This window comes from Haploplasma axanthum (genome assembly GCF_900660745.1).
GTDB lineage: Bacteria > Bacillota_I > Bacilli_A > Acholeplasmatales > Acholeplasmataceae > Haploplasma > Haploplasma axanthum.
Window position 1 is genome coordinate 1,712,843 of record NZ_LR215048.1, and the last position, 21,545, is coordinate 1,734,387.

Genomic DNA, 21,545 nt, shown 5'->3' on the forward strand with positions numbered 1-21,545 from the left:
TTAGCCCAAATAATACATAATAAATTTAAATTCCAAAAACAACTTTCTAGATAAAAAAAGGAATGCTACTTTGAACATTCCTTATTCTTATCAATATTTTTGTTAGTTAATTATTTGAAAAACACATCAACAGTAATACTTGTTGCATTACTTAACTCTTGTTTATCAATCAAATATCCATTTTCTTTATACTTGTTATTAACAAATGTACTAACTTCTTTTCCGTTTACTAATACACTATTTTTATCAGAATGATGATATTTAACTTTTAAATCTTTACCTAAATATTTATAATTGACTGTTACATTATCAAACTCTTTTGAAACAGCTGGATCAATTAATAAATCATTATTATGTACTTTAATACCAAGAGCATTTGTTATTAACTGATTTAAGTAAATACCAGGTCCACTTGAATATACTCTCCAACCCGCTTTAACTTGAACTTCACCAGTTCTTAACTTATCAAAATTTTTCTTAGCTTCATAACGATCATAGAAGTATCCATCAGAACTACTGAAATATGCATTACTTTGTCTATATAAAGCATTTTTAACATTTTGTCTAATATTGATAGGATTAATAACTGATAATGCATCTAAGACATAATCATTCTTACCAATCTTTGCCATTGCTTCTATATATCTTATATGAGCATGTACATATTGAAGACCTACTTCTCTACCAAAATTTGAAGCAGTTTCTGCTCTCATAAAGTACGTTTGCTTACCACCTTTATAAGTTACAGCATCATTCATTAATCTAACACCATCAGGATGTTTTAAATTCTTATCAATTAAATCAACATAAAAATCAATTTTATCTTTATCATATAATTCACTAATAATTCCTCTATTAATTGCTAGCAATCTATATTTAAGTCCTGTTGTATTATCAGTTGGATGAATTAAAGCTTTAACTTCATCTTTATCAAAGATTGTAAATCCTGTTGGAATTTCATTCTTAATTAAATATTTATAATAGTTATCAGTTAAATCTTTATCATGTTTTTTAATTCTATCGATTAATTCTTTTTCATCACTTGGTAATTCTTCTAGTAACTTACTAAATGCTTGATGTAATAGAGATACTGTCCAAGTTGATACCATAATCTTAGTTAATTCTTGATTTGCCGGTTGTAACGTATCATCCCAGTCTCCTCCACCATATGCAGGAAGTGGAATACCTTCAATTTCAGTACTTCTAATTCTATCAAGTGACTTATTAACATGTTCAACAATTGAATATTTTTCTTTTGTAAAATCATTAGTTTGAAGTGACATATATGAAACTTTTTCGCTTAAAATACTTCTATCTCCTGTAACTTCAAGATAAGTTGCAAGTGCTTTAAGTGGCCAAACTATAATATCACCATGTGATTCATGTGCTTGAATATAATAGTATTTATCAAACATAAACCATTGTGGATAATCTCCACTTTCAATGAATTGTCTTTCGAATGTTTTAAGTAAAATTCTCTTAGCTAAATCATATTTTTGTGCTGTAATAAATAGTTCAAATGGTCCTTGACAAACATCTCTTGTTCCCCAAGCTGCACCATTGAATTGTTCCAATCCATGTGGTGAAGAGTAATGAACAAGTGCATTATGTACATACCAAAATGATAAATCATTAAATGCATTTATTCTATTACTTACATTTCCTTCAATCTTTAATGGAATAATACTATGGTAGAAATTATTTGCTAATTCTTCTTCTTTTAATTTATCATATTCTTTTAGATTTTTAAAATCTTTTTCCAATGTTCCAAGTAAATGTAATTTAAAACTAGAAACGTTTCTATATTTAAGTAACAACATACCATAAGATGCATCATCGCCAAATATTTCTTGATCATCTAATATTTCAACATCATTAGCACTTATATACTTATATTTTAAATCAGGATATCTATCCATAACCATTTGATTTTTCTTTGCAGTAAATGTTATTTCCTTTTTACTATTTACTTCAAAATCAATTCCTCTTCCATTTTCAACTTCACCCATGATAATTGGTTCAGTAATTAAAACATTATACTTTATTCCTTTTAATGATTTAAATTCTAAACTTTGTTGTAAGTCATTAATTAAAGCGTCATAAGTAATTTCAAAAGTATCATTATCTAATTTATAAACCCATTTTAGTGAATTTGCATTTATTTCAAAATATGATGGTAATGTAAGTAGACTATATTTATTATCTACTTCAATATAAATTCTTAATCCAGCAATCTTTTGAACATTAAGCATGTTTCTAACATCACCTGATAGTTTGTGGAAATTCGTATTTCCAAGTACTATATGTGATGAGAAAATACCTGATATAAATCCTGTTGATGCAAAAACATTTTCACTAGCATTTAAGATATCACCATGAATCAATATATGTCCATGTGGACGTTCAACTAATAATTCTTTTTCTTTTGTAATAACATGCTTATAGTTATCTGCAAAGAATGATAATACTTTACCATTTTCTTCTTCTAAATTTCTAATATTCTTAAATTTAGACTTTAATTCTTCACCTTGAATATCAAGTCCAACAATTGTATTTCCAAAATCTATTTTATGAGTAATCTTTTTAGCATTTTCTAATTTAGTAAACTCATGATTTACAATTGGGCTAGGATTAATTTCAAATTCTTCTTCTCTAATTTCTTTATAATTCTCAACAAATAATCCATAAAAGATAAAATTCTTTTTAGAATCAAGCTTAAATTTTTTAGTTTGAATTACTACATATGGAAACTCATATTGATAATTTCTATTTTCTAATTCTTCTTTTAACAATGATTCAGGAATATTTGTTTCTTTATATGATAAACCAAAAAATTGGAATCCATCTGTTGAGAAACTATTTGTTTCGTTAAAACTACCAATTTGTACTAAATTTGGAGTACCTTGATTTTGACGTGATAAAACAGTATGTTTGTTATCACGAATAAAAACTTTATAATCAACATATTGTCCTGTATAAGCTTCACTACTTTGAACCATTCCACGTGATGCAACAGATACGTCTTGACCATAGAATAATTCATAATTATGACTACTTGCTACTTTATCAAGTAATACATCATAATACCATCTGTTTTCTACAATAGATAATGTTACTTGATATTTAACATCTAGAGCAACCCCACTATAGATAACACTATTTCCTTTAATTTCATATTCACTATTAGAGTTAACTCCTAATAACTTTTCAAATTCATACTTTCCTTCATTTTCTCTTCTTAAATAGATGTTTGAAACACTACCATCTAATAAGTTACCTTTTAAAAGATTTATCAAAGTATCATTTTGATAGATTTGGTAAATATCACCACTTTTTAAGATTTCAAAATTTAACTTATCTGTTGATATTCTATCTACACTAATTTGTGTATTAAACTTAATCATATCTCTTTCGTCCTTCCGCTATATTTAAATATATTTTCTTTAACATTATCACTTGAAGGTCCAACATAAACTATGAAATCACCTTCATCAATTCTTTGTTTCAAGTTTGAATCATAATAAACTAAATCACTTTCAGTTATTTCAAAACTGATTGTCTTAGTTTCATTTGCTTCAAACCAAACTTTTTGATATTTTTTCAACTCTTTTAATGGTCTTGAAACTTTAGCAAAGATATCTCTAATATATAATTGAATCGTTTCGAATCCTGCCCTTGAAGAATCATTACTTACATTTATTTCAACCACTATTTTCTCATTTTCTCTCATTACTTCTTTATTTAATTTAATCTCTCCATAAACAAACTTACTATAACTAAGTCCATATCCAAATGGATATAACGGAGTATTTGGTGAATCAATATATACTGATGTATATTCATTATCATAATTATTCTTCGGTCTACCTGTATTAAGAGCATTATAATAAATTGGTACTTGTCCAATTGATCTTGGGAATGTCATTGTAAGCTTTCCAGATGGGTTGACATTACCATAGATAACATCACTAATTGATTCTGCTGCTTTAGTACCTAAAAACCATGCTTGAATAACTGCATCTGAATGTTTAGCAACATCTGTTAAAATAAGTGGTCTACCTGATGCAACAACAGTAATAATTGGTTTACCATATGCACTTAATTTCTTTATCTCTTCTAATTGTCCAAAATTAAAATTAATATCTGTTTTTGATTTTGCTTCTCCAGATTCATTAAACTTCTCACCACCAAAGTAAACAACAACATCAGCAGCATCAATATTATGAACTAGGTTCTTTTTTGATAATAAATCAAATAAATTTTCATTAACATCACGCTTACCATGCCATGACCAAGCTCCATTTAAATTTCTTTCATGAGCATTTGGTCCTATAAGAAAGACTTTTTGATTTTCTTTAAGTGGTAAAACATTATTTTTATTTTCTAATAAAACAATTGATTCATCAGCAGCTTTTTTGGCATAATCTAAATGACTTTTTGATAAAACAATTTTATCATGTTCAACTCTTGATACACCTTTAAATGGATCTTCGAATAAACCTAATTCATTTTTTAAATTCAAAATTCTTAAAACTGCTTCATCTAATAGTTTAATTGGAAGTGTTCCATTTTCAAATTCACTCTTAAGTTCAGTCATATAAGTGCCAGAAACCATTTCAATGTCTAGAGTTGCATCAATACAGTTAATTGCTGCATCTTTATTATCTTTACTTATTCCATGAATTATCGTTTCTCTAAGTCCATTGTAGTCAGAGATAACAACTCCATTAAATTTCATTTCTTCTCTCAAAATATCTTTTATTAAGTGTTTGTTCATTGTTGCTGGAATACCATTGAATAAATTGAATGATGTCATAACCATTTTTGCTCCTGCATCAATTGCTCCTTGGTATCCACTCAAATAATTTTGTTTAAGTTGATATTCACTTAAATCAACTGTATTATACTCACGACCAGCTTCACTTAAACCATATGCTGCAAAATGCTTAACACATGCTGCAATACCATCATTCTTAATATTTTTCCCTTGATAACCTTTAGTTGCCGCAGCACTAAACCTGTAATTAAGATATGGATCTTCACCATATCCTTCCATTACACGTCCCCATCTTGGATCTCTTGTTAAATCAGCCATCGGAGAAAATGTTACATGGATTCCGGAAGTTATTGATTCTTTTGCTGATACTCTCGCTGATGCCGTAATCAATTCTTCATTCCAACTTGATGCTATAGCAAGTGGTATTGGAAATATCGTTTCATAACCATGAACAATATCCGCCATAAACATTAACGGTATTCCAAGTCTATTGTTTTCCAAATACTTTTTTTGGACTTCAATCATTTCTTCTGGACTACCAATACCTAAAACCGAACCAGTTTTATAAATTTGTTCTTTAGAAAGTCCTAAATCAACTGCTGGACCATAAAGTTCATTTTTTAAATCTTTAATATAGAAGAATGGAGCAATTTGAATTAATTGTCCAAGTTTTTCTTCTATCGTCATCTTTTTTAATAATTCTTTCATTTTGTAGACTCCTTAAATTTCACTTTAGCTTCTGGTCCTTTAATCTCTAAAACTTCATTTTCATTTAATAAAACCGTAATAAAGTGTGCTAAATTATGTCCCCAATCTTTATAGTCAATTGCGATTGTTGTTAGGTTTGGAATCGTATATTCACCAAGCATAATTCCATCAAAACCTGCAACACTTATTTCATCTGGTATTCTAACATTTAATTCTCTAAATGCTTGTAAAACACCGACAGCACTTTCATCATTTGCACAATAAATAAATTCAGGTTTTTCTGTTTCTTGAGCAATTCTTTTACCAAGTTCATATCCACATCCAATTGTAAAATCACCTTCATAATGCTTAAATTCTTTAATTCCTTTTTCATTTAAAGCATTACAAAATCCTTTATATCTTTCTAAATTTGATGGTGAATCTTTTGGCCCACTTAAATATGCAATTTTCTTATAACCTTTATCAACCATTTCAGAAATAAATCTTTCAACTGCTTTTTTATTATCAACTTGAGACTTATAAATATTTTTCCCTTTTAAATCACGATCTAAAACTATGACTGGATACTTTTCAGAATAATTTAACAAAGTATCGTCTGTTAAATTTGAATCAAAGACAATTGCTGCATCAACTTGTCTTTCACGCAATATTACTGCTGAAGATTCACCACTACTTACAATAATGTTAAATCCTTTCTTTTGTAATTCATTATTAACCCCTTCAAGAATATCACCGAAAATTGGACCATCAAACCCATAAATGAAGAAACCAATATTACCTGTTCTTTTTGTCTTTAAATTTCTCGCACTTGCATTTGGATAATAATTTAATTCTTTAGCAGCTGCTAATATTTTTTCACGTGTCTTACTATGTACATTAGGCTGATTATTGAGTGCATAAGATGCTGTTGATATCGACACTCCTGCTTTCTTTGCTACATCTTTAATTGTTGCCATTTTCATCTTCCCTTTCATATATCCCCACAAAGTATGGTGGTAAAGCATTATTCCTACTTATATTATAATCATCATAATTTGTTATCAATACTCTATACTTATTATAGTCTTTAAACTCATATTTTTCTATATTAGAACTAAAATTAGCGACAATAATAAGCTCTTTGTCATTAAATATGCGTTTATAAGTAAATAACCAATCAGAATTGACATCACTAAATATTGTATCACCTTTTAAGAAAACTTCATTCTTTTTCCTAATTTCAAAGTACTTTTTAACATAATTTAAAATACTGTTTGAATCATTAATTTCATTTTTAACATTAATATCTTTATAATTATCATTAACTTTAATCCATGGAGTACCATTTGTAAAACCACCATTTATAGTATTATCCCATTGTATAGGTGTTCTACTATTATCACGGCTTTTTTTATAAATCGATTTAAATATCCATTCATCATTAAAACCTAATTTTTTATATTCATTATACATATTAATTGTCTCAATATCTTTATACTCATCAATTGAGTCAAACTTAATACTCGTCATACCAATCTCTTCACCTTGATATACAAACGCTGTCCCTTTAAGACTATATAAAACAGTAAACAACATTTTTGCTGATTCATTATGATATTTAGTATCATTTCCATATCTAGATACAGCACGAGGTTGATCATGGTTTGACCAAAATAAACTTGTCCATCCACTAGTCTTAAAAGTATCTTGAATATTTTCAAAAACAGTTTTTAATTCTTTTAAATCCAAATCTTTTAAAAACCATTTACCTTTACCTTGTTCCTCATCTAGAGAAATATGAGAAAACTGGAAAACCATATCTAAATAATTCGTTGGATATGCTGTTAGTTCTTGAGCTCTTTTTATTGAAATCCCTGGTGTTTCCCCAACAGTCATAATGTCTCTTCCTTTGAAACATTTATTATACATTTCTTTTAAACGTTCTTCTAAATATGGTCCATCAGCTAATTGCTTTTTATCAATATCTTTACCAATTAAATCTATAACATCTAATCTAAATCCATCAATTCCTAAGTCTAACCAATAATTAATCATTTTATAGATTTCTTCTCTTAATTCTTCATTTTCCCAATTAAGGTCTGGTTGTTTCTTACTAAACAAATGGAAATAGTATTCCATACTTTTTGGTTCATATTCCCATGCAGGACCACTAAATACTGATTGAATATCGCTTGGTTCTTTTCTCCATATATAATAATCACGATATTTACTTTCAGGATTATTAACCGCTTCTTTAAACCAAACATGTTCATCGGATGTATGATTAACGACTAAATCCATAATAAGCTTCATTCCCTTTTCATGAACCGTATCAAGCAGTTTTTTAAAATCATCCATATTCCCAAACATTGGATTAATCTTATAATAGTTACTAATATCATAGCCATTATCATCCATTGGTGATTCGTAAATTGGTGATAACCAAATAACATCAACACCTAAATATTTCAAATAATCTAATTCACTAGTAATACCATTTATATCTCCGATACCATCACCATTACTATCTTTAAAACTTAACGGATATATTTGATATATTAACGAGTCTTTCCACCAATTCTTTTTTCCCATCCTAGTTTTCGCATCCCTTCAATAATAATACTACTATTCATATATGCTGTTTGAACATCTTTTGTTAAATATGCGTTAGCCATAAGCATTTCTAAACCTTTATCGATAGCTATATATCGATTACTAATCCATTTATCTTTTTCAAAATTAAAAGCATCATAAAAGCCATATTTACTATTCCAAAGTCCATCAATATTAAACATATCTTTGATTCCTTTTAAAGCAATTTCTGTAATGAAAGGAAGTGAACCAATTATTGCATTAGCAGCAACCGTTCCATCGGTAATGATTAAATCTCTATCATTAGGTAATGCATGAAAAACTGCATATCCGTTTGGTGAATCAGAAGCTGTAAGTCCAAAGAAATTCGGATTATATGTTTTATATCTTTCTTTATTATCCATACACCATTTATATTGTGCCATACATGCATTCTTAGCATTTAAAAACCATGAAATATTATCTAAGTCATAAACATTTTCTAAATCTAACCATGCTAATGGATATTGATAGATGAATAACGTATTTCCTGGAGAGAAAATAAATTCATATGAATCATAACTTCCTTTTATACGATCAAAACCATTATATAAAGATCTTGCTTCTTCAATACTAAAATCATTTTTAGCAGCAGCCATTACATACATCATTAATTGTTCTGCAAACATTCCCCAGTGATGAATAAATCCACTTTTTCCTTCTGCATAATCACCATCTTTAAGATCATTATATGCCATATACAAAGTATCTTTTCCATTACGTTTATGAACAAAATGTTTCCAATTAACTCTGTTAATTATTAATTTACTATATTTATCAATTTCTTCATTTTTAAAATATTGCATACAAGCAATAACACCATTTAAAGCAAGTGCAGTATCAACTGTTGAATATTCAGATTTATTCTTTCTCTCTGCTGTTTTCATATCAACAAAATGAGCAAAAAAACCTTCATATTGTGGAACGTTGTAATATAATGTTTTTAATGTTCCAATAACACGTTTTATAAGTTCTTCATGTGCTAAATAACCATATTTATCTGCAATTATATAACTGCTTAAGGTAAAACCTGTAGCTGCAATACTTGCTTTTTCTAAATCATTAGTATGATCAACTGTTAAACCAAATCCTTTTGAATTATAGTCTAAATTACTATAATCATTAAAAAAATTAAATGCAGTTTCTTGGATCTTCTCTATCTTTCTTCTCATCATAATCTCTCCTTTATAGAAACGTTTCGATACATATATATGATACATTAATGAGACCTTTATTTCAACCTTTTCAACTCATTTTATCAATTTTATGTAAACGTTATTATAAAGAAAAGACGAAACACCTTTTTTATTGAATGTTTCGTCTTCATAATTATAAATTAAGTTGTTTTTGTTATAATAACATTTCTTAAATATACACTAGTTAAGATGTTTGCAGCTTCAGTATATCCTTCTACTTTAGAGAAGTTACCAAACCAGAATTGTAAGCTTCTATTTGCTACTGTTGCATCTGTTACCACTTCACCAAGTTCTAATGTGTATGTTACCCATTCAGTAGTTAAATCGAATGATTGTGCAAGGTTAGTTAATCCTACACCACCATTACCTTCCATTGCAACTCTAACTGGTCTTGCTACATCAGCTCTTGCTTCAAATGTTAGTTTATATGTTCCAGCAAATGCTGCTAACTTAGTATATTTAAATTGATTTTCCCAAATATTTCCTAAGTTTTCACCATCACCAATTTTAGTTATATCAATTTTTACAGTACCATCTTCAGTTGTTGCAGTTAAACCACCTCTTGAAGTTTCATGCCATAATTCCCAATCTAGTGGAATACCATTTTCGCCAACTGTTGTAAATCCTGGAACTTCAAATGGACTTGCTACTGTAACTTTTCTTGTAACTTTTGTTTCTAATCCTTCAGAATCTGTTACAGTATACTCAAATGTATAAACACCTTTAACAGCTGGTAATGCAAATTTAGTTCCTTCTGTTATATCATTAACAACAACATCGTTTAATGTTAAAGTGTCTCTATCATCACTTACAGTTACACCTTGTTTAATTAAGAATTCTTCTGTACCTTCTTTTAGCAATACATTGCTTGCTGTTAATGTTGGTGCTTGATTTTCAAGTTCTGGTCCCTTAACAATTTGAACATTGCTTACATATATTTTTCCAGAAACTGCACCAATTTCTTCGTTAATTGTATTGTTGTATGCTGCTTTTGTAAAGTTACCAAATGCAAATTGTAATTCAGCACCTTCAGCATCTTTTTTAACGAAAAATTCTCTTTCAATTACTTGTGGTTCTGTTCCTAAAGTGATTAAGTTTTTTTCACCAAATGGTTTATCAACTCCACCACCTTGAATTTGATAATTCATATATCTTTCATTCTCAGATGATACTGTAAAGATTAGTTTATATGATTCAAATGCTTTTAAGCTTAGTGATTTATATGATAATTGAACTCCCCACCATTGCGCATCTGTTGGATCAACTGTAATATCAATAACTGCTTTTCCTTCTTCAGTTGCAAAGTTTACTTCATATGCTTTAGAAGTATCAAACCATTGTGTCCATCCTGTTAATCCATCAGCAAAGTCACCATTAACAAGTCCACCTAATCCTTTAACAAAAATAACTCGATTTTTGTTAGTAGTTTTATCAGCTGAATTAGTAATTGAATAACTCAATGTATATGTTCCTGCTCTATCAACATTAACTTCACCTGTAATTTTTATATTACTAGTGATGTCACCATCTTTTTCATCAGTTGCAGTAACACCTGCTCTTGGATCAAATTCATCTCCAATTTCGATTTCAACAGATTCAACACCTTTTAATTCTGGTTTACCTTGTTGAACATCATCATCTTTATCATCAGGCTTTTTAGCACATGAAACTAGTGCAAGCGCTGATATAGCTACAAAAAATGCTATAAGTATTTTTTTCATTTTATTTCTCCTTTTTTATTTTTCTTTATTATTATTACTAATAATCCAACACTAATTATTAGTATGCCAACACCAATTGAAGCAATTAAAACTATATTATTACTATTATCGACTTCGAAAACATCAGTTAAAACATTTATTTTTACACCATTTGTAAACTCATATTCATAACTTCCAAGTAAATATGCTTTTCCTTTTCCATCAATTCTAAACGTTTCGATATCGTCATATTTTAAAATTCCTTTATCATCATTAATAATTTGATAAATAACTTTACTATCAACCAATTCATTCTTCCCATCAAATATTTCACTACTATAATTTAAACGTTTCGAGTTTTTTTCAAAAGTAGTTTTTACTGTTACCGGAATATTAGCAGCTATATTAGTGCTATCAGTAGTTGTTCCAAAACTACCTCTTAATTGCTCGTTATAAATCGCTGTACCATTAATAGTCCATGGCCACACCGATATTCCTCTGGCGTTTAAAGCCTTGATACCATCTTTATCAACCGCTGTATAACTTGGGTTATATTTAGTATTATGGACCACAGTATAATCAATAACTTCATTTATAAGAGCATTTGTGTTATTTGCTGATGATCCACCTAACAAATATCCGATTCCAACAGTTGGAAGTTCATCTTTAGCTGCAAGCAAATCATTCTTATTGAATGATATAATCATTACATTACTTGTCATTTCATGTTCTTCTATCATTTTCATTGCAGCTCTTGCTAAACTTTCAGATTGCTCTTTTAATTCAACAAACAGAACAACTTCTTTGTCTTTAAAATAATCTAAATAATCACTAAATAAAGGAATAAAGATTTGTTTATCCAAACTATTTCTAAGTTCGACAGTTTTTAGAACTGACCACATACTTTTAACTGCTACGTTACGATCTGATATTCGCTCTGTATTATCGTCATGAATAACAACTATTTCCAAATCTCTTGTAAACCTAATATCAAGTTCAATAATATCAGCCCCTAAATCAATTGCTGCTTGTCCAGCTTCAATTGTATTTTCAGGTGCTCTTCCAAAATATCCACGATGCGCAATCACAAAATTTTTTCTTATGATTGTATTAATAGGAAGTGACTTATAAATATTATACAAATTAATGTGATTTCCAAAAACAAGAATTCCATTTACTCCAGTTACTAGTGTTTGATATAAACTAACATCATCATCACTACTATTTGTAAATACCATTACACCGCGCTTTTGTAAATATTCAACACTTTGTTTAGTCAATCTATTTCCACTAACAAATAAGACTTGAGCATTTGATTGATTATAAGTTGCAAGTAATTCTTTTAAAAATTGTAAGTCCTGACTTTGATTTTTTTTAATATCTACTTGATAAACTGTTCTAGCATATGGATTATCAGACTTTATTTTTTGAAGATTTTCAATTTTAGTATCTAAGATAAAATAATCCTTAAATTCATATTTTTTCAAGATAACATTTAACTCATCAACTACATCATCATTAATTTGAAACACGGGTATAATTTTTTTATAAATTAAATCAATTATTTCACCAAACAAATAGTTTTTATCACTACCTTTTACAGTTAGGTCGTTATTGATTTCCAAAATTAAGCCAACCGGTCTCTCATTATCATTAAACGAACTGATTTGTTCAAAATTATGAAATTTAACCCAAACTGTTGGAGCACCAATAATATTTGATTCAAAATCATTTACATCATATATTTCATCATATTTATCAAGTTTAAAACTTGACTCTATACCTTTAACTGTAATTGTTAATGGTAATAAAAGCAATACAAATATCATTACTAAAAATGTTTTTTTCAATTCATCACCTCTATATCGAAACGTTTCGAAACATCTTACAAATATATTATAATCGAAAACGCTTTCTTTTTCAAGGCTTATTCCTTATTTTGTTACTATAAATGGATTATTATATGCACTATTAACCGATTGTTTAGCTAATTCTAGAATTTCTTCATTTATGCCTGTCGGTAAAACTTTAATATCATCAATGCTAAATCCTGTTATTGTTCTAAACCATTGAAGTCCAGCTGCAAATCTACCAGTAATGTTTAAATGATGTCCATCACTTGTTAGACGATCACCAATTTTTGTTTCACGCATATTTTGAACTGTTGTTCCACTTGGAATAAAACTATATACTTTATTATTATTAATAATTTTTTCTTTTGTTGCTTCAACAATACTATTATACATTTTTAATTGATCTCTATCATAGTCAGGAAATGATGTATGACCACTATCCTTTTGATATGCCCATGTTTGATGCCAAAAAATTGTTACATCATTATTCGCATTTTCTTTAACAAAATCAATTACCTCATCTAGATATGGTTGATATGTATCTGCTTTACCACTATCAGGACTTGATTGTTGAACTGTAACAACATCCCAATCTTCTAATAATAATGCAATCTTAATACTTTGGCTTCCCATGTTTTTCCATTCGCCATCTTTATTTAACCAATAAGTATAGCTTGATGAACTATTTTTAATATTAGATGCGTGTAATTCAAGACTTGCTCCACCAATATATAAGTTACCAATAACGATTTCTTCTACACCAAAATCGTGCGCTATATCATATAAATATCTTGTAGCATCTTCACTGAACGAATTTCCAATCGCTAAAACTTTTAGTGAATTCTTGAATGATTTTTTAGTAGTTAAATTAAAACCTTTTTCATGAACGATAGTTTTAACAAAGAAGGTTTTATTCTTTGAGTCTTTAACTTGGTGGATTTCTTCACCTTTTTTCAAACCTTTAAAAGTGATGATATTTTCTTCACTTTTAATAATAGTATTTTTCCCTGTTAAATCAACATTAAGATTAGCGCTTAACTCTTTAGTTATTACACCATCTTCATAAATCTCAACAACATATGGATCATTCTTTGATCCACTTCCAACAACACCATGTACTTCCACGTCAGACTTCACCTCTTTAGTACATCCAATTAATCCTAATGCAAAAATTGCTGTTAGGAGAAAAAGTGATACTTTCTTTACCATATTCTACTCCTTTTTATTTATTTTTAAAACCCAGTACTTCTAAACCGGATTTTATATATTCATTTTGCATAAATAAATTCCAAATTAAATCATTTCGATAGTTTTCAACCATCAATAAAGTAATTCCTTTATCAATCCCAATATAATCACTTGCAAACCAACCACCATCTGGAATTTTAGCTGCTAATACTGGATTATAGTTTGGATCAACTGGTCCTAAATTAAATGAATCTTTAAATCCAAATTCACCATTTAATTTTTCTAAAGTCTTAAAATAAACTGCAGCATTTTTAGCTTCTTCTGTCATATAGTTTATTGATGCAATTGCAGCATATGGTGCAACTGTTCCATTGTGAGTATTATTTTTTGCGGGTCTTCCACCGTATGCACGGTATTCACCTGGACCATCACCTGCTGAGATTCCCCAACTGTTTTTATTGTATGTTAAATATTTTTCACTTTCATCCTGAACAAATGCATAATGAGCTTTTGTTGCAAGAACTGAATTGTCAAACCAATTAGTTCCTTCAGCATCAACTATATTTCTAAAATCAACGAATGCATGTGAAAATTGATATTGAAATAAAGAACCATCATAGTTATAATAGAAATTTTCTGAAACACTTAGCTCTGGATTCTTAGTTGATGTATATCTACCAGTATAACTTTGCTTAGCAATATTTTTAACTGTTTTATATAATGAGTCATCAGTTTTATATGTTGGAGCTCCTGCTGCAAGTACATAAAGGATTAGTTGTTCAGCAACGTGATCCCATGCACCTGAATGACCTTGTTCTGGTTTGTAAGACATATAAAACATTTTTCTTCCTTTGTTAATATAGAAATCCCAATTAACTGCATCATAAATCTCAATAGCTTTATCTAAAATATCACCTTTGAAATATTCACCGGCAACGATTGCTCCTGCAATTAATAAACCAGTATCAATTACTGAAACTTCACTTTGCCATTCACGTTTACCTGTATGTAAATTAACAAAATGATAATAAAAACCACTAACTGTTTCCATTTTTAAAAGTGTATTAAGTGTTCCTAGAGCACGTTTTTGACCTTCTTCTTTAGTAATCCAGCCATTTTCAACTCCAGCAGGAATTGCAGCAAGCCCAAAACCAACTGCTGCAACACTCGCGATTGTTGAATTACCACTATATCTATCTCTAACTAATCCGTAACCTTCAGATTTTTCATTTGTATTACTTGTTTCCCAGAAATAATTAAAGGCTAATCTTGATTCTTCATAAATAACATCAAGTCCTTCATCTTTAGGTTTTTTCGCACAACTAACTAATACAAGCGTTGTTAATAATAGCACTGTAAAAATAATTATTTTTTTCATGTTATTCTCCTGTAATTCCGGCTTTATCTATACCTTCAATAAACCATCTTTGTAATACAAAGTAGACTAGAATCATCGGTAAGATAATTAAAACTGTTGCTGCCATTTTAATGGCCTCATTAACATAATCACCTGTTCCTCCACCAATTGTAGAACTATATTCAGAAACAAAGTTTGCTAACATCATTTGTAATGTCTTAAAATTATTGCCTAAGAATAATGTCGAAATATATGTTTCATTCCAATACCAAACGAACGAAAATAAGAACGATGTAATAAATGATGGTATTGAAAGAGGAATAGCAATTTTAAAATATATATATAATCTGCTTGCTCCATCAATTTGAGCTGCTTCATCTAAAACTGTTGGAAGCATCTTATAAAATTGATAGAAAATTAAAATAAAGATTGCTGAATTTAATCCTTGTCCAAAAGTTGCTGGTAAAATAATTGACCAAATACTTCCTAAGATTCCTGCATCATTAAAAAATACATATTTAGGAATCATAGTTACTTGTGGTGGGATAATATAAGTTGCTATTAAAAGTGCCATCCACATCTTTTTAAGTGGAAAATCAAATTTAGCAAATCCATATCCAACTAATGAAGCAATCAATGTTTGTACAAGTGCTGGTACTAATGTAACTAATAAACTTTTAAAGAATGTATCTGCATATTTTAACGTTCTCCATGCATCAGCATAATTATTCAAATATAATCTAGTAGGGATTTTATTAACCATTGGATTTAATAAATCTCCCAAACTTTGAAAACTGTAACTAACCATATGAAGAATTGGATATAAATAAACAAATCCAATTATTATTAGTAAGAAATAAATAGTAAATTTGAATAACCAACCATCGCTAAATTTGAAACCTAACATTTTACGTTTAAACTTTTTAAAGTTAAATTTATTTATTTTCATTTCTTACCACCTCTTTTCTTTACTACTTTCTCATCTTTTTTACCTCTCAATAAGAAAGCGATAAATCCAAGAACAATTATTATCATAATAAAGTAAATCCATGCTAACGCACTTGAATATCCAAACCCTTTATCAGTATTAAACATAACACCTGATGATTGAATATACTTAACAATTTGGTTATTTGAGAATGTTGCAAGCATTACTACCGTATAAATCGCACTTACAAATATAATACTTTTTAGCGAAGGTAGTGTAATCTTCCAAAACTTTTCCCAAGATGAAGCCCCATCAATATCAGCAGCTTCATATATTTCATTTCCAACTTTTTGTAAACCCGCTAAAAATAATACAATTTGAACACCCGAGAACCATAAAATCATAATCATTTGCGTAAATAATGACGCAATTGGTTTCGATAAAAAGGCTGGGAGGATTGAACTAATTGCTTCTGTTAAACCAATTTCTTCAATAAGTGGAATTGATCCTGCTCCTTGACTTAGTAATTCATTGATAACTGGACCAGATGCAATAACAACCGGTAAGAAATATATTGAACGGAAGAATCCTCTTAGTTTAATTTTTTGGTTTAACATCATTGCGATTATCATTGAAATAATCAAAATAACTGGTACATATAAAATAAGCTCTAAGAAAAATTCTTGTAAGTGTCTTAAAAATTCAAGATCTTGTGTAAAGATTCTTACATAATTTGAAAATCCAATAAAGTTTGTAACAATACCATCAGATCCTGTAATACTTACTTTCTCAAAACTATAAATTAAAGATGAAATAAGTGGATATGCTGCAAAGAGTAAAAAACCAATTATCCATACACCAACAAACATATAACCTTGAAAAGCATTTCTTCTTTTGTTTGTTAAAAGGTATTTAAATTTATTGAAAAATACAATATCATTTTTATTAACTTTTATTAACCAATTATTGGTTAAAAATCTTTTTATCTTTTTCAAAAAATCACCTCATATGAACTAGGGCTTACAACAACACCAGCATCTGTATATTCATTACTTGAATAATTAATGTAGATAACAACACCATTGTTATACGTATTTTTAACAAGTCCTGTATTTATTATTTCTCTTTTTACTAGTTTTTGATTTATAACATTTTTTAATGCTTCATTGATATAATTATATTGATCAAGAATTTCAGTTTTCCAATCACTAAATCTTGATGTATATATATTGTTTGATTTTGTTTCTAACAATAAATTTGAAGACTCATGTGTTATATAGAACGATGGATAAATATTATAATCAATCATTCGAAGTACCTCATTAGTCTTATTTGAAAAGAAATTACTTGCTCTTCCATAAACTGTTTTATTTTCTAGAACAATCGGAATAAATGGTACAGTATCAGAGAATCTTCCTTGATTACTACTATATAGCGGAACATCAAAAATTAAATCTGTATTCCATAAATAACTAAATGGTCTTTCAACTGCAGTTTTTGTACTAACATCTAAGTTTTCTTTAATAATTGCTATTGCTTCTTCACGACTTAATCCATTTTTTGAAAAATCACTTAATAACATTTTTGATAAGTTATCAAAACTAATATTTTCAATTCCAAGTTTATTTAGCTTTTTATTGTAATCATTTTTAAATGAATTCAAAATATAGTTATAATTTAACGCTGATGAGCCAGCTTCATTAATTAGTAGACTTTGATCAATTGCTTGAAGAACATCTTTACTAGAGAATCCGCTTGTTCCTTTTTCTGGCATTGTATAATCAACATTAAAGTAAATATTTTCTCCATATTTCTCAATTAACTCTTTCAAATCTTTTTTATTTCCTATTTTTCCATTTACTTTACTAAACTTTACATTACTATTTGAATATCCATTGTTTTGCCAACCATGATAAGTTACATCGATATTATTAATAGATTCATTATTTAGTTCATCTAAAATATTAATTAGTTCATCTATTCTTGTCATACTAAATGTTTTTTTACCAAATAAAGTTGGTTTGTTTTCTGCAGCTAAGACATTTAAATGAAGACTAATGTTGTTATTAGAGTTAGCATTATTATCAAGATTTAAATACTCACGATAACTATTTGCCATTCCAATGTAATTTGCATCACTACCATTTAAAAACTTATAAGTAACTTTAGCATCAAATCTATTAACATTTTCTTGAACCATTCTTACACTATTTGTTTTACTTGCATTTAAATATTGAGTAAATAAAACACGATATTCAAATGACATAAATGTTTTATTAAAGTCATCTTCACTTCTAGCTGAATAAGAAACTAAACTTGCATATGCAGAACCTTTATCAGCAATTCCTATTAATCCATTTTGTTCAACTCCATGAACAATTCCAAATAAATTTGCATAAAGATACTCTTCATTAGTGCTTTGTTGTGCCAAACTATAGTTTGGTCCATAAAACTTCTTAGTATAAATACCTTTATTTGTATCATCAAATCTTATTAATGCTCCTATTCCATCAGGAATAAAAACATATCCAGGAATTCTTGTTCTTTTTGTTGATCCAAAATATGGATAAACATTGATGTTTGATAGTTTTCCATTTGTCCCATCTTTAATATCACTAGCAGGGATTTCAACATTTAGTCCATTATCATCAAGACTTACAATCAATTTAAATTTAATTCCTGAAACAGGAAGTGTTACGTTAGCTTCAAATCCAATTTTGCCATTCATTTCTTGAACAGTAAATGTTTTAGCTGTTCCATCAAATAATCCTTCGTCTCTTTTTAATGTTCCTATATAATATGAAACAATTACTGGTGACTTCATTCTTCTTCTAAGTAAATTATTAGCTCCGATATCACCTTCATCATTTAATGGAGAATTTTCATCTTCTAAATATGAAGCATCAATTTTTGAATTCCAAATATATCCTGAATTATGGTCAACAACAACAAACGATAAATCATCTTTATTGTAATGAAGGCTTACATTGTTTAATTCGTTTTTCCCTAATAATTTATATGTATCATCTAAGATTCCAAAATCATTAACTGCTGTTCGATTATCTTCTTCACCTTGAGTATACTTATTTGATTTAAATTGATAATCATCAGAAATGATTTCATCGTATTCAACTTTATCATTTACAACTTCTTTTTCATCACCAAAAACAAAAGGTAAAGTTAATAGAGTAATTCCTATGATAATAAAACTAATTATAAACTTTTTTGTTTTAAACACGTAAAATCACCTCTCTTATCAAACCACCAAAGTAATCAAATAACTGAACTGAAAGTAAATATACTAAGAATCCAATTAAAATAATCATCAGCATTGTGAATATCGTTAATAATAAATTAACAATTAATTCTTTAACTGTATAGTTATGAACTTCTTTGATAACAATTATTACTAATATTCCAGCCCATGCCCATGCAATTGTTTTAGCAACACTATAAATAAATATTTCATTAATTGTTAAAACATGTGAAAGTAAAATTAATGGAACTATTGAGATTAATACTGGAGCAAGTGCATAAGCAATTCCAATATAAATATCTCTGAACCAACCTTCTCCTGATTGAAGTGAACTAATTAAGTGATTTGCTACTATAAATAAAGCAATAACTCCAACTGTAATAGCAACTTCTCTTAATGCACCAAATCCTCCATTTGCTGTATTAAATATAAATCCTGTTGTATATAATGAGATTAATGTTAAAACTGCAAATACAACATAGATTATTGTTGCTGTTAAAACGGATGATTTACGTTCACGTTTTAAACTATAAACAGTATCAGCAGGATTTTTTAAAATCTTTCTCAAATAACTTGATTCTTTAACAATTCTTTGGTTTTTAACTTTATCATTTATAGCTCTGATTGGATCATAAATCTTATGTTTTTTATCAACAATTTTTAAAACTTTAACCAAAACAAATGCTGAAATAATAACAATAAATAAAACTGCTAGATTACTTTGTAGCCAATCATATCTTACTTGCCAAAAAGCATCTGAATAACCTTCTCGATCATTAGCTAATCTAAAATACGCTAATGCTTCATCGTATTGGTTATTTCTATATAAGGCATTAGCAATCGATTTATTAGCTAATGCAAAGAAACTATTCATTTGTAATACTTCTCGCCATTCTTCAATATCATAAATACCATTTTTATAATTATTTAATCCTTGATGAATTTTACCAGCAAATTCAGTTCTAACAAGAATATGAATTGCATTACTACCAGTATCTAAGATATAAAGATTATTATTAGCATCTATTTCAATATCAGCTGGTTTAACAAATCTTCCTAAAACTTCATTACCCGTATCTAATCCACCAAACATAAAAATTAAGTTACCATAACTATCATATTCAGTTATAACTCCTGTTTCTGATATTGAATAAATATTTCCAAAATCATTAACTTTAACAGCAACTGGAATATCATCTTCTTGATGCATTGATAGTGTTATTGATGATGAAATATTGAATTTCTTAATATTATCACTTGAAGTTTTACTTACTGTAAATACTGAACCTTTTTCATCAATAGCAACGTTATCTGGTGAGACTGGAATTGTTCTTGCATATCCAACATTAAAGATATCAGCAATACTTTGCCAGAATGATTTTGTTGTTGGGTTAGTACCAAAGAATCCTAAAAATTCTCCACGACTATTCAATTGAATAAGTCCATTTGTTGAACCTTCACCAACAATATATAAAATGTCTCTTGGTCCTGAAACTATTTTTTTAGGTTCATATAATGCATCACCAAATAGTGGTGCTGTTGGTCTTCCAAACCTTTGAATTTCGTTTCCTAATTCATCATATTTAATAACTAATTTACTACCTTTATCAGCAACATAGATATTATTATTACTATCTACATGAATACCTGTTGGCTGATTTATGTTTTCAATTTTCAAAAGAATTTCTCCTTTTGAATTAACTTTGATAATTCTTTGATTTCCAGTATCAGCAACATAGATAATACCATCTTTAATAAACATGTCTTGTGGTGCATTAAGTGATTCATTAATAGTCATCTTACCTGTTGGCTCATATGCTGTTTGAGTAAGAATTAAACCATTCGATCCTACTGTATATGTAGGATATGGTGCTGAATCTTGAACAATTGCGTATGTTTTAACAGCACTTAGAGATATGGTAAGTGATAGTGTTATGATTGCTATTAAAATTTTTACTAATTTTTTAGTCAC

13 protein-coding genes are annotated in these 21,545 nt (G+C 28.5%); all 13 read right to left on the reverse strand.

Annotation, left to right across the window (positions count from 1 at the left end; genetic code table 11):
* Window positions 1-110: 110 nt before the first annotated feature.
* Window positions 111-3,404 (reverse strand): GH36-type glycosyl hydrolase domain-containing protein, encoded by a 3,294-nt coding sequence (locus EXC62_RS07870; protein WP_052589748.1) that lies wholly within the window; start codon window positions 3,402-3,404, stop codon window positions 111-113.
* Entirely contained in the window at window positions 3,401-5,485 is a 2,085-nt protein-coding gene (locus tag EXC62_RS07875; RefSeq protein WP_162140132.1) for a glycoside hydrolase family 3 N-terminal domain-containing protein, read from the reverse strand. The genes EXC62_RS07870 and EXC62_RS07875 overlap by 4 nt, the downstream gene beginning before the upstream one ends.
* Complete coding sequence (locus EXC62_RS07880) at window positions 5,482-6,441, reverse strand: LacI family DNA-binding transcriptional regulator (protein WP_162140133.1); 960 nt, start codon at window positions 6,439-6,441, stop codon at window positions 5,482-5,484. The genes EXC62_RS07875 and EXC62_RS07880 overlap by 4 nt, the downstream gene beginning before the upstream one ends.
* Entirely contained in the window at window positions 6,428-8,056 is a 1,629-nt protein-coding gene (locus tag EXC62_RS07885; RefSeq protein WP_026390227.1) for an alpha-glucosidase, read from the reverse strand. The genes EXC62_RS07880 and EXC62_RS07885 overlap by 14 nt, the downstream gene beginning before the upstream one ends.
* The gene (locus EXC62_RS07890; RefSeq protein ID WP_052589755.1) at window positions 8,023-9,267 is read right to left on the reverse strand and encodes a glucoamylase family protein; all 1,245 of its coding nucleotides are present in this window, start codon (window positions 9,265-9,267) and stop codon (window positions 8,023-8,025) included. The genes EXC62_RS07885 and EXC62_RS07890 overlap by 34 nt, the downstream gene beginning before the upstream one ends.
* Before the next feature lie 164 nt (window positions 9,268-9,431).
* On the reverse strand, window positions 9,432-11,012 hold the full coding sequence (locus tag EXC62_RS07895; RefSeq protein WP_026390228.1) for a DUF5011 domain-containing protein: 1,581 nt from the start codon (window positions 11,010-11,012) through the stop codon (window positions 9,432-9,434).
* On the reverse strand, window positions 11,009-12,841 hold the full coding sequence (locus EXC62_RS07900) for a glycerophosphodiester phosphodiesterase (RefSeq protein WP_162140134.1): 1,833 nt from the start codon (window positions 12,839-12,841) through the stop codon (window positions 11,009-11,011). Before EXC62_RS07900 ends, EXC62_RS07895 begins: the two co-directional genes overlap by 4 nt.
* 84 nt (window positions 12,842-12,925) lie before the next feature.
* Window positions 12,926-14,053 (reverse strand): DUF4886 domain-containing protein, encoded by a 1,128-nt coding sequence (locus EXC62_RS07905; protein ID WP_052589756.1) that lies wholly within the window; start codon window positions 14,051-14,053, stop codon window positions 12,926-12,928.
* A gap of 13 nt (window positions 14,054-14,066) precedes the next feature.
* Window positions 14,067-15,410, reverse strand: coding sequence for a glucoamylase family protein (locus tag EXC62_RS07910; RefSeq protein ID WP_026390230.1), 1,344 nt, complete (start codon window positions 15,408-15,410; stop codon window positions 14,067-14,069).
* A 1-nt stretch (window position 15,411) separates the two neighbouring features.
* On the reverse strand, window positions 15,412-16,338 hold the full coding sequence (locus tag EXC62_RS07915) for a carbohydrate ABC transporter permease (protein ID WP_026390231.1): 927 nt from the start codon (window positions 16,336-16,338) through the stop codon (window positions 15,412-15,414).
* A complete protein-coding gene (locus EXC62_RS07920) occupies window positions 16,335-17,312 on the reverse strand; it encodes a carbohydrate ABC transporter permease (protein WP_197724338.1) in 978 nt (325 codons plus the stop codon). Before EXC62_RS07920 ends, EXC62_RS07915 begins: the two co-directional genes overlap by 4 nt.
* Entirely contained in the window at window positions 17,309-19,555 is a 2,247-nt protein-coding gene (locus EXC62_RS07925; protein WP_162140135.1) for a DUF5696 domain-containing protein, read from the reverse strand. Before EXC62_RS07925 ends, EXC62_RS07920 begins: the two co-directional genes overlap by 4 nt.
* Complete coding sequence (locus EXC62_RS07930; RefSeq protein WP_026390234.1) at window positions 19,548-21,545, reverse strand: YIP1 family protein; 1,998 nt, start codon at window positions 21,543-21,545, stop codon at window positions 19,548-19,550. The genes EXC62_RS07925 and EXC62_RS07930 overlap by 8 nt, the downstream gene beginning before the upstream one ends.

Excerpts from the sequence above, each read along its gene's own strand:
- EXC62_RS07910 (WP_026390230.1), bottom strand. The coding sequence starts at position 15,410 with ATGAAAAAAATAATTATTTTTACAGTGCTATTATTAACAACGCTTGTA.
- EXC62_RS07905 (WP_052589756.1), bottom strand. The coding sequence starts at position 14,053 with ATGGTAAAGAAAGTATCACTTTTTCTCCTAACAGCAATTTTTGCATTA.
- EXC62_RS07880 (WP_162140133.1), bottom strand. The coding sequence starts at position 6,441 with ATGGCAACAATTAAAGATGTAGCAAAGAAAGCAGGAGTGTCGATATCA.
- EXC62_RS07885 (WP_026390227.1), bottom strand. The coding sequence starts at position 8,056 with ATGGGAAAAAAGAATTGGTGGAAAGACTCGTTAATATATCAAATATAT.
- EXC62_RS07915 (WP_026390231.1), bottom strand. The coding sequence starts at position 16,338 with ATGAAAATAAATAAATTTAACTTTAAAAAGTTTAAACGTAAAATGTTA.
- EXC62_RS07870 (WP_052589748.1), bottom strand. The coding sequence starts at position 3,404 with ATGATTAAGTTTAATACACAAATTAGTGTAGATAGAATATCAACAGAT.
- EXC62_RS07895 (WP_026390228.1), bottom strand. The coding sequence starts at position 11,012 with ATGAAAAAAATACTTATAGCATTTTTTGTAGCTATATCAGCGCTTGCA.
- EXC62_RS07890 (WP_052589755.1), bottom strand. The coding sequence starts at position 9,267 with ATGAGAAGAAAGATAGAGAAGATCCAAGAAACTGCATTTAATTTTTTT.
- EXC62_RS07875 (WP_162140132.1), bottom strand. The coding sequence starts at position 5,485 with ATGAAAGAATTATTAAAAAAGATGACGATAGAAGAAAAACTTGGACAA.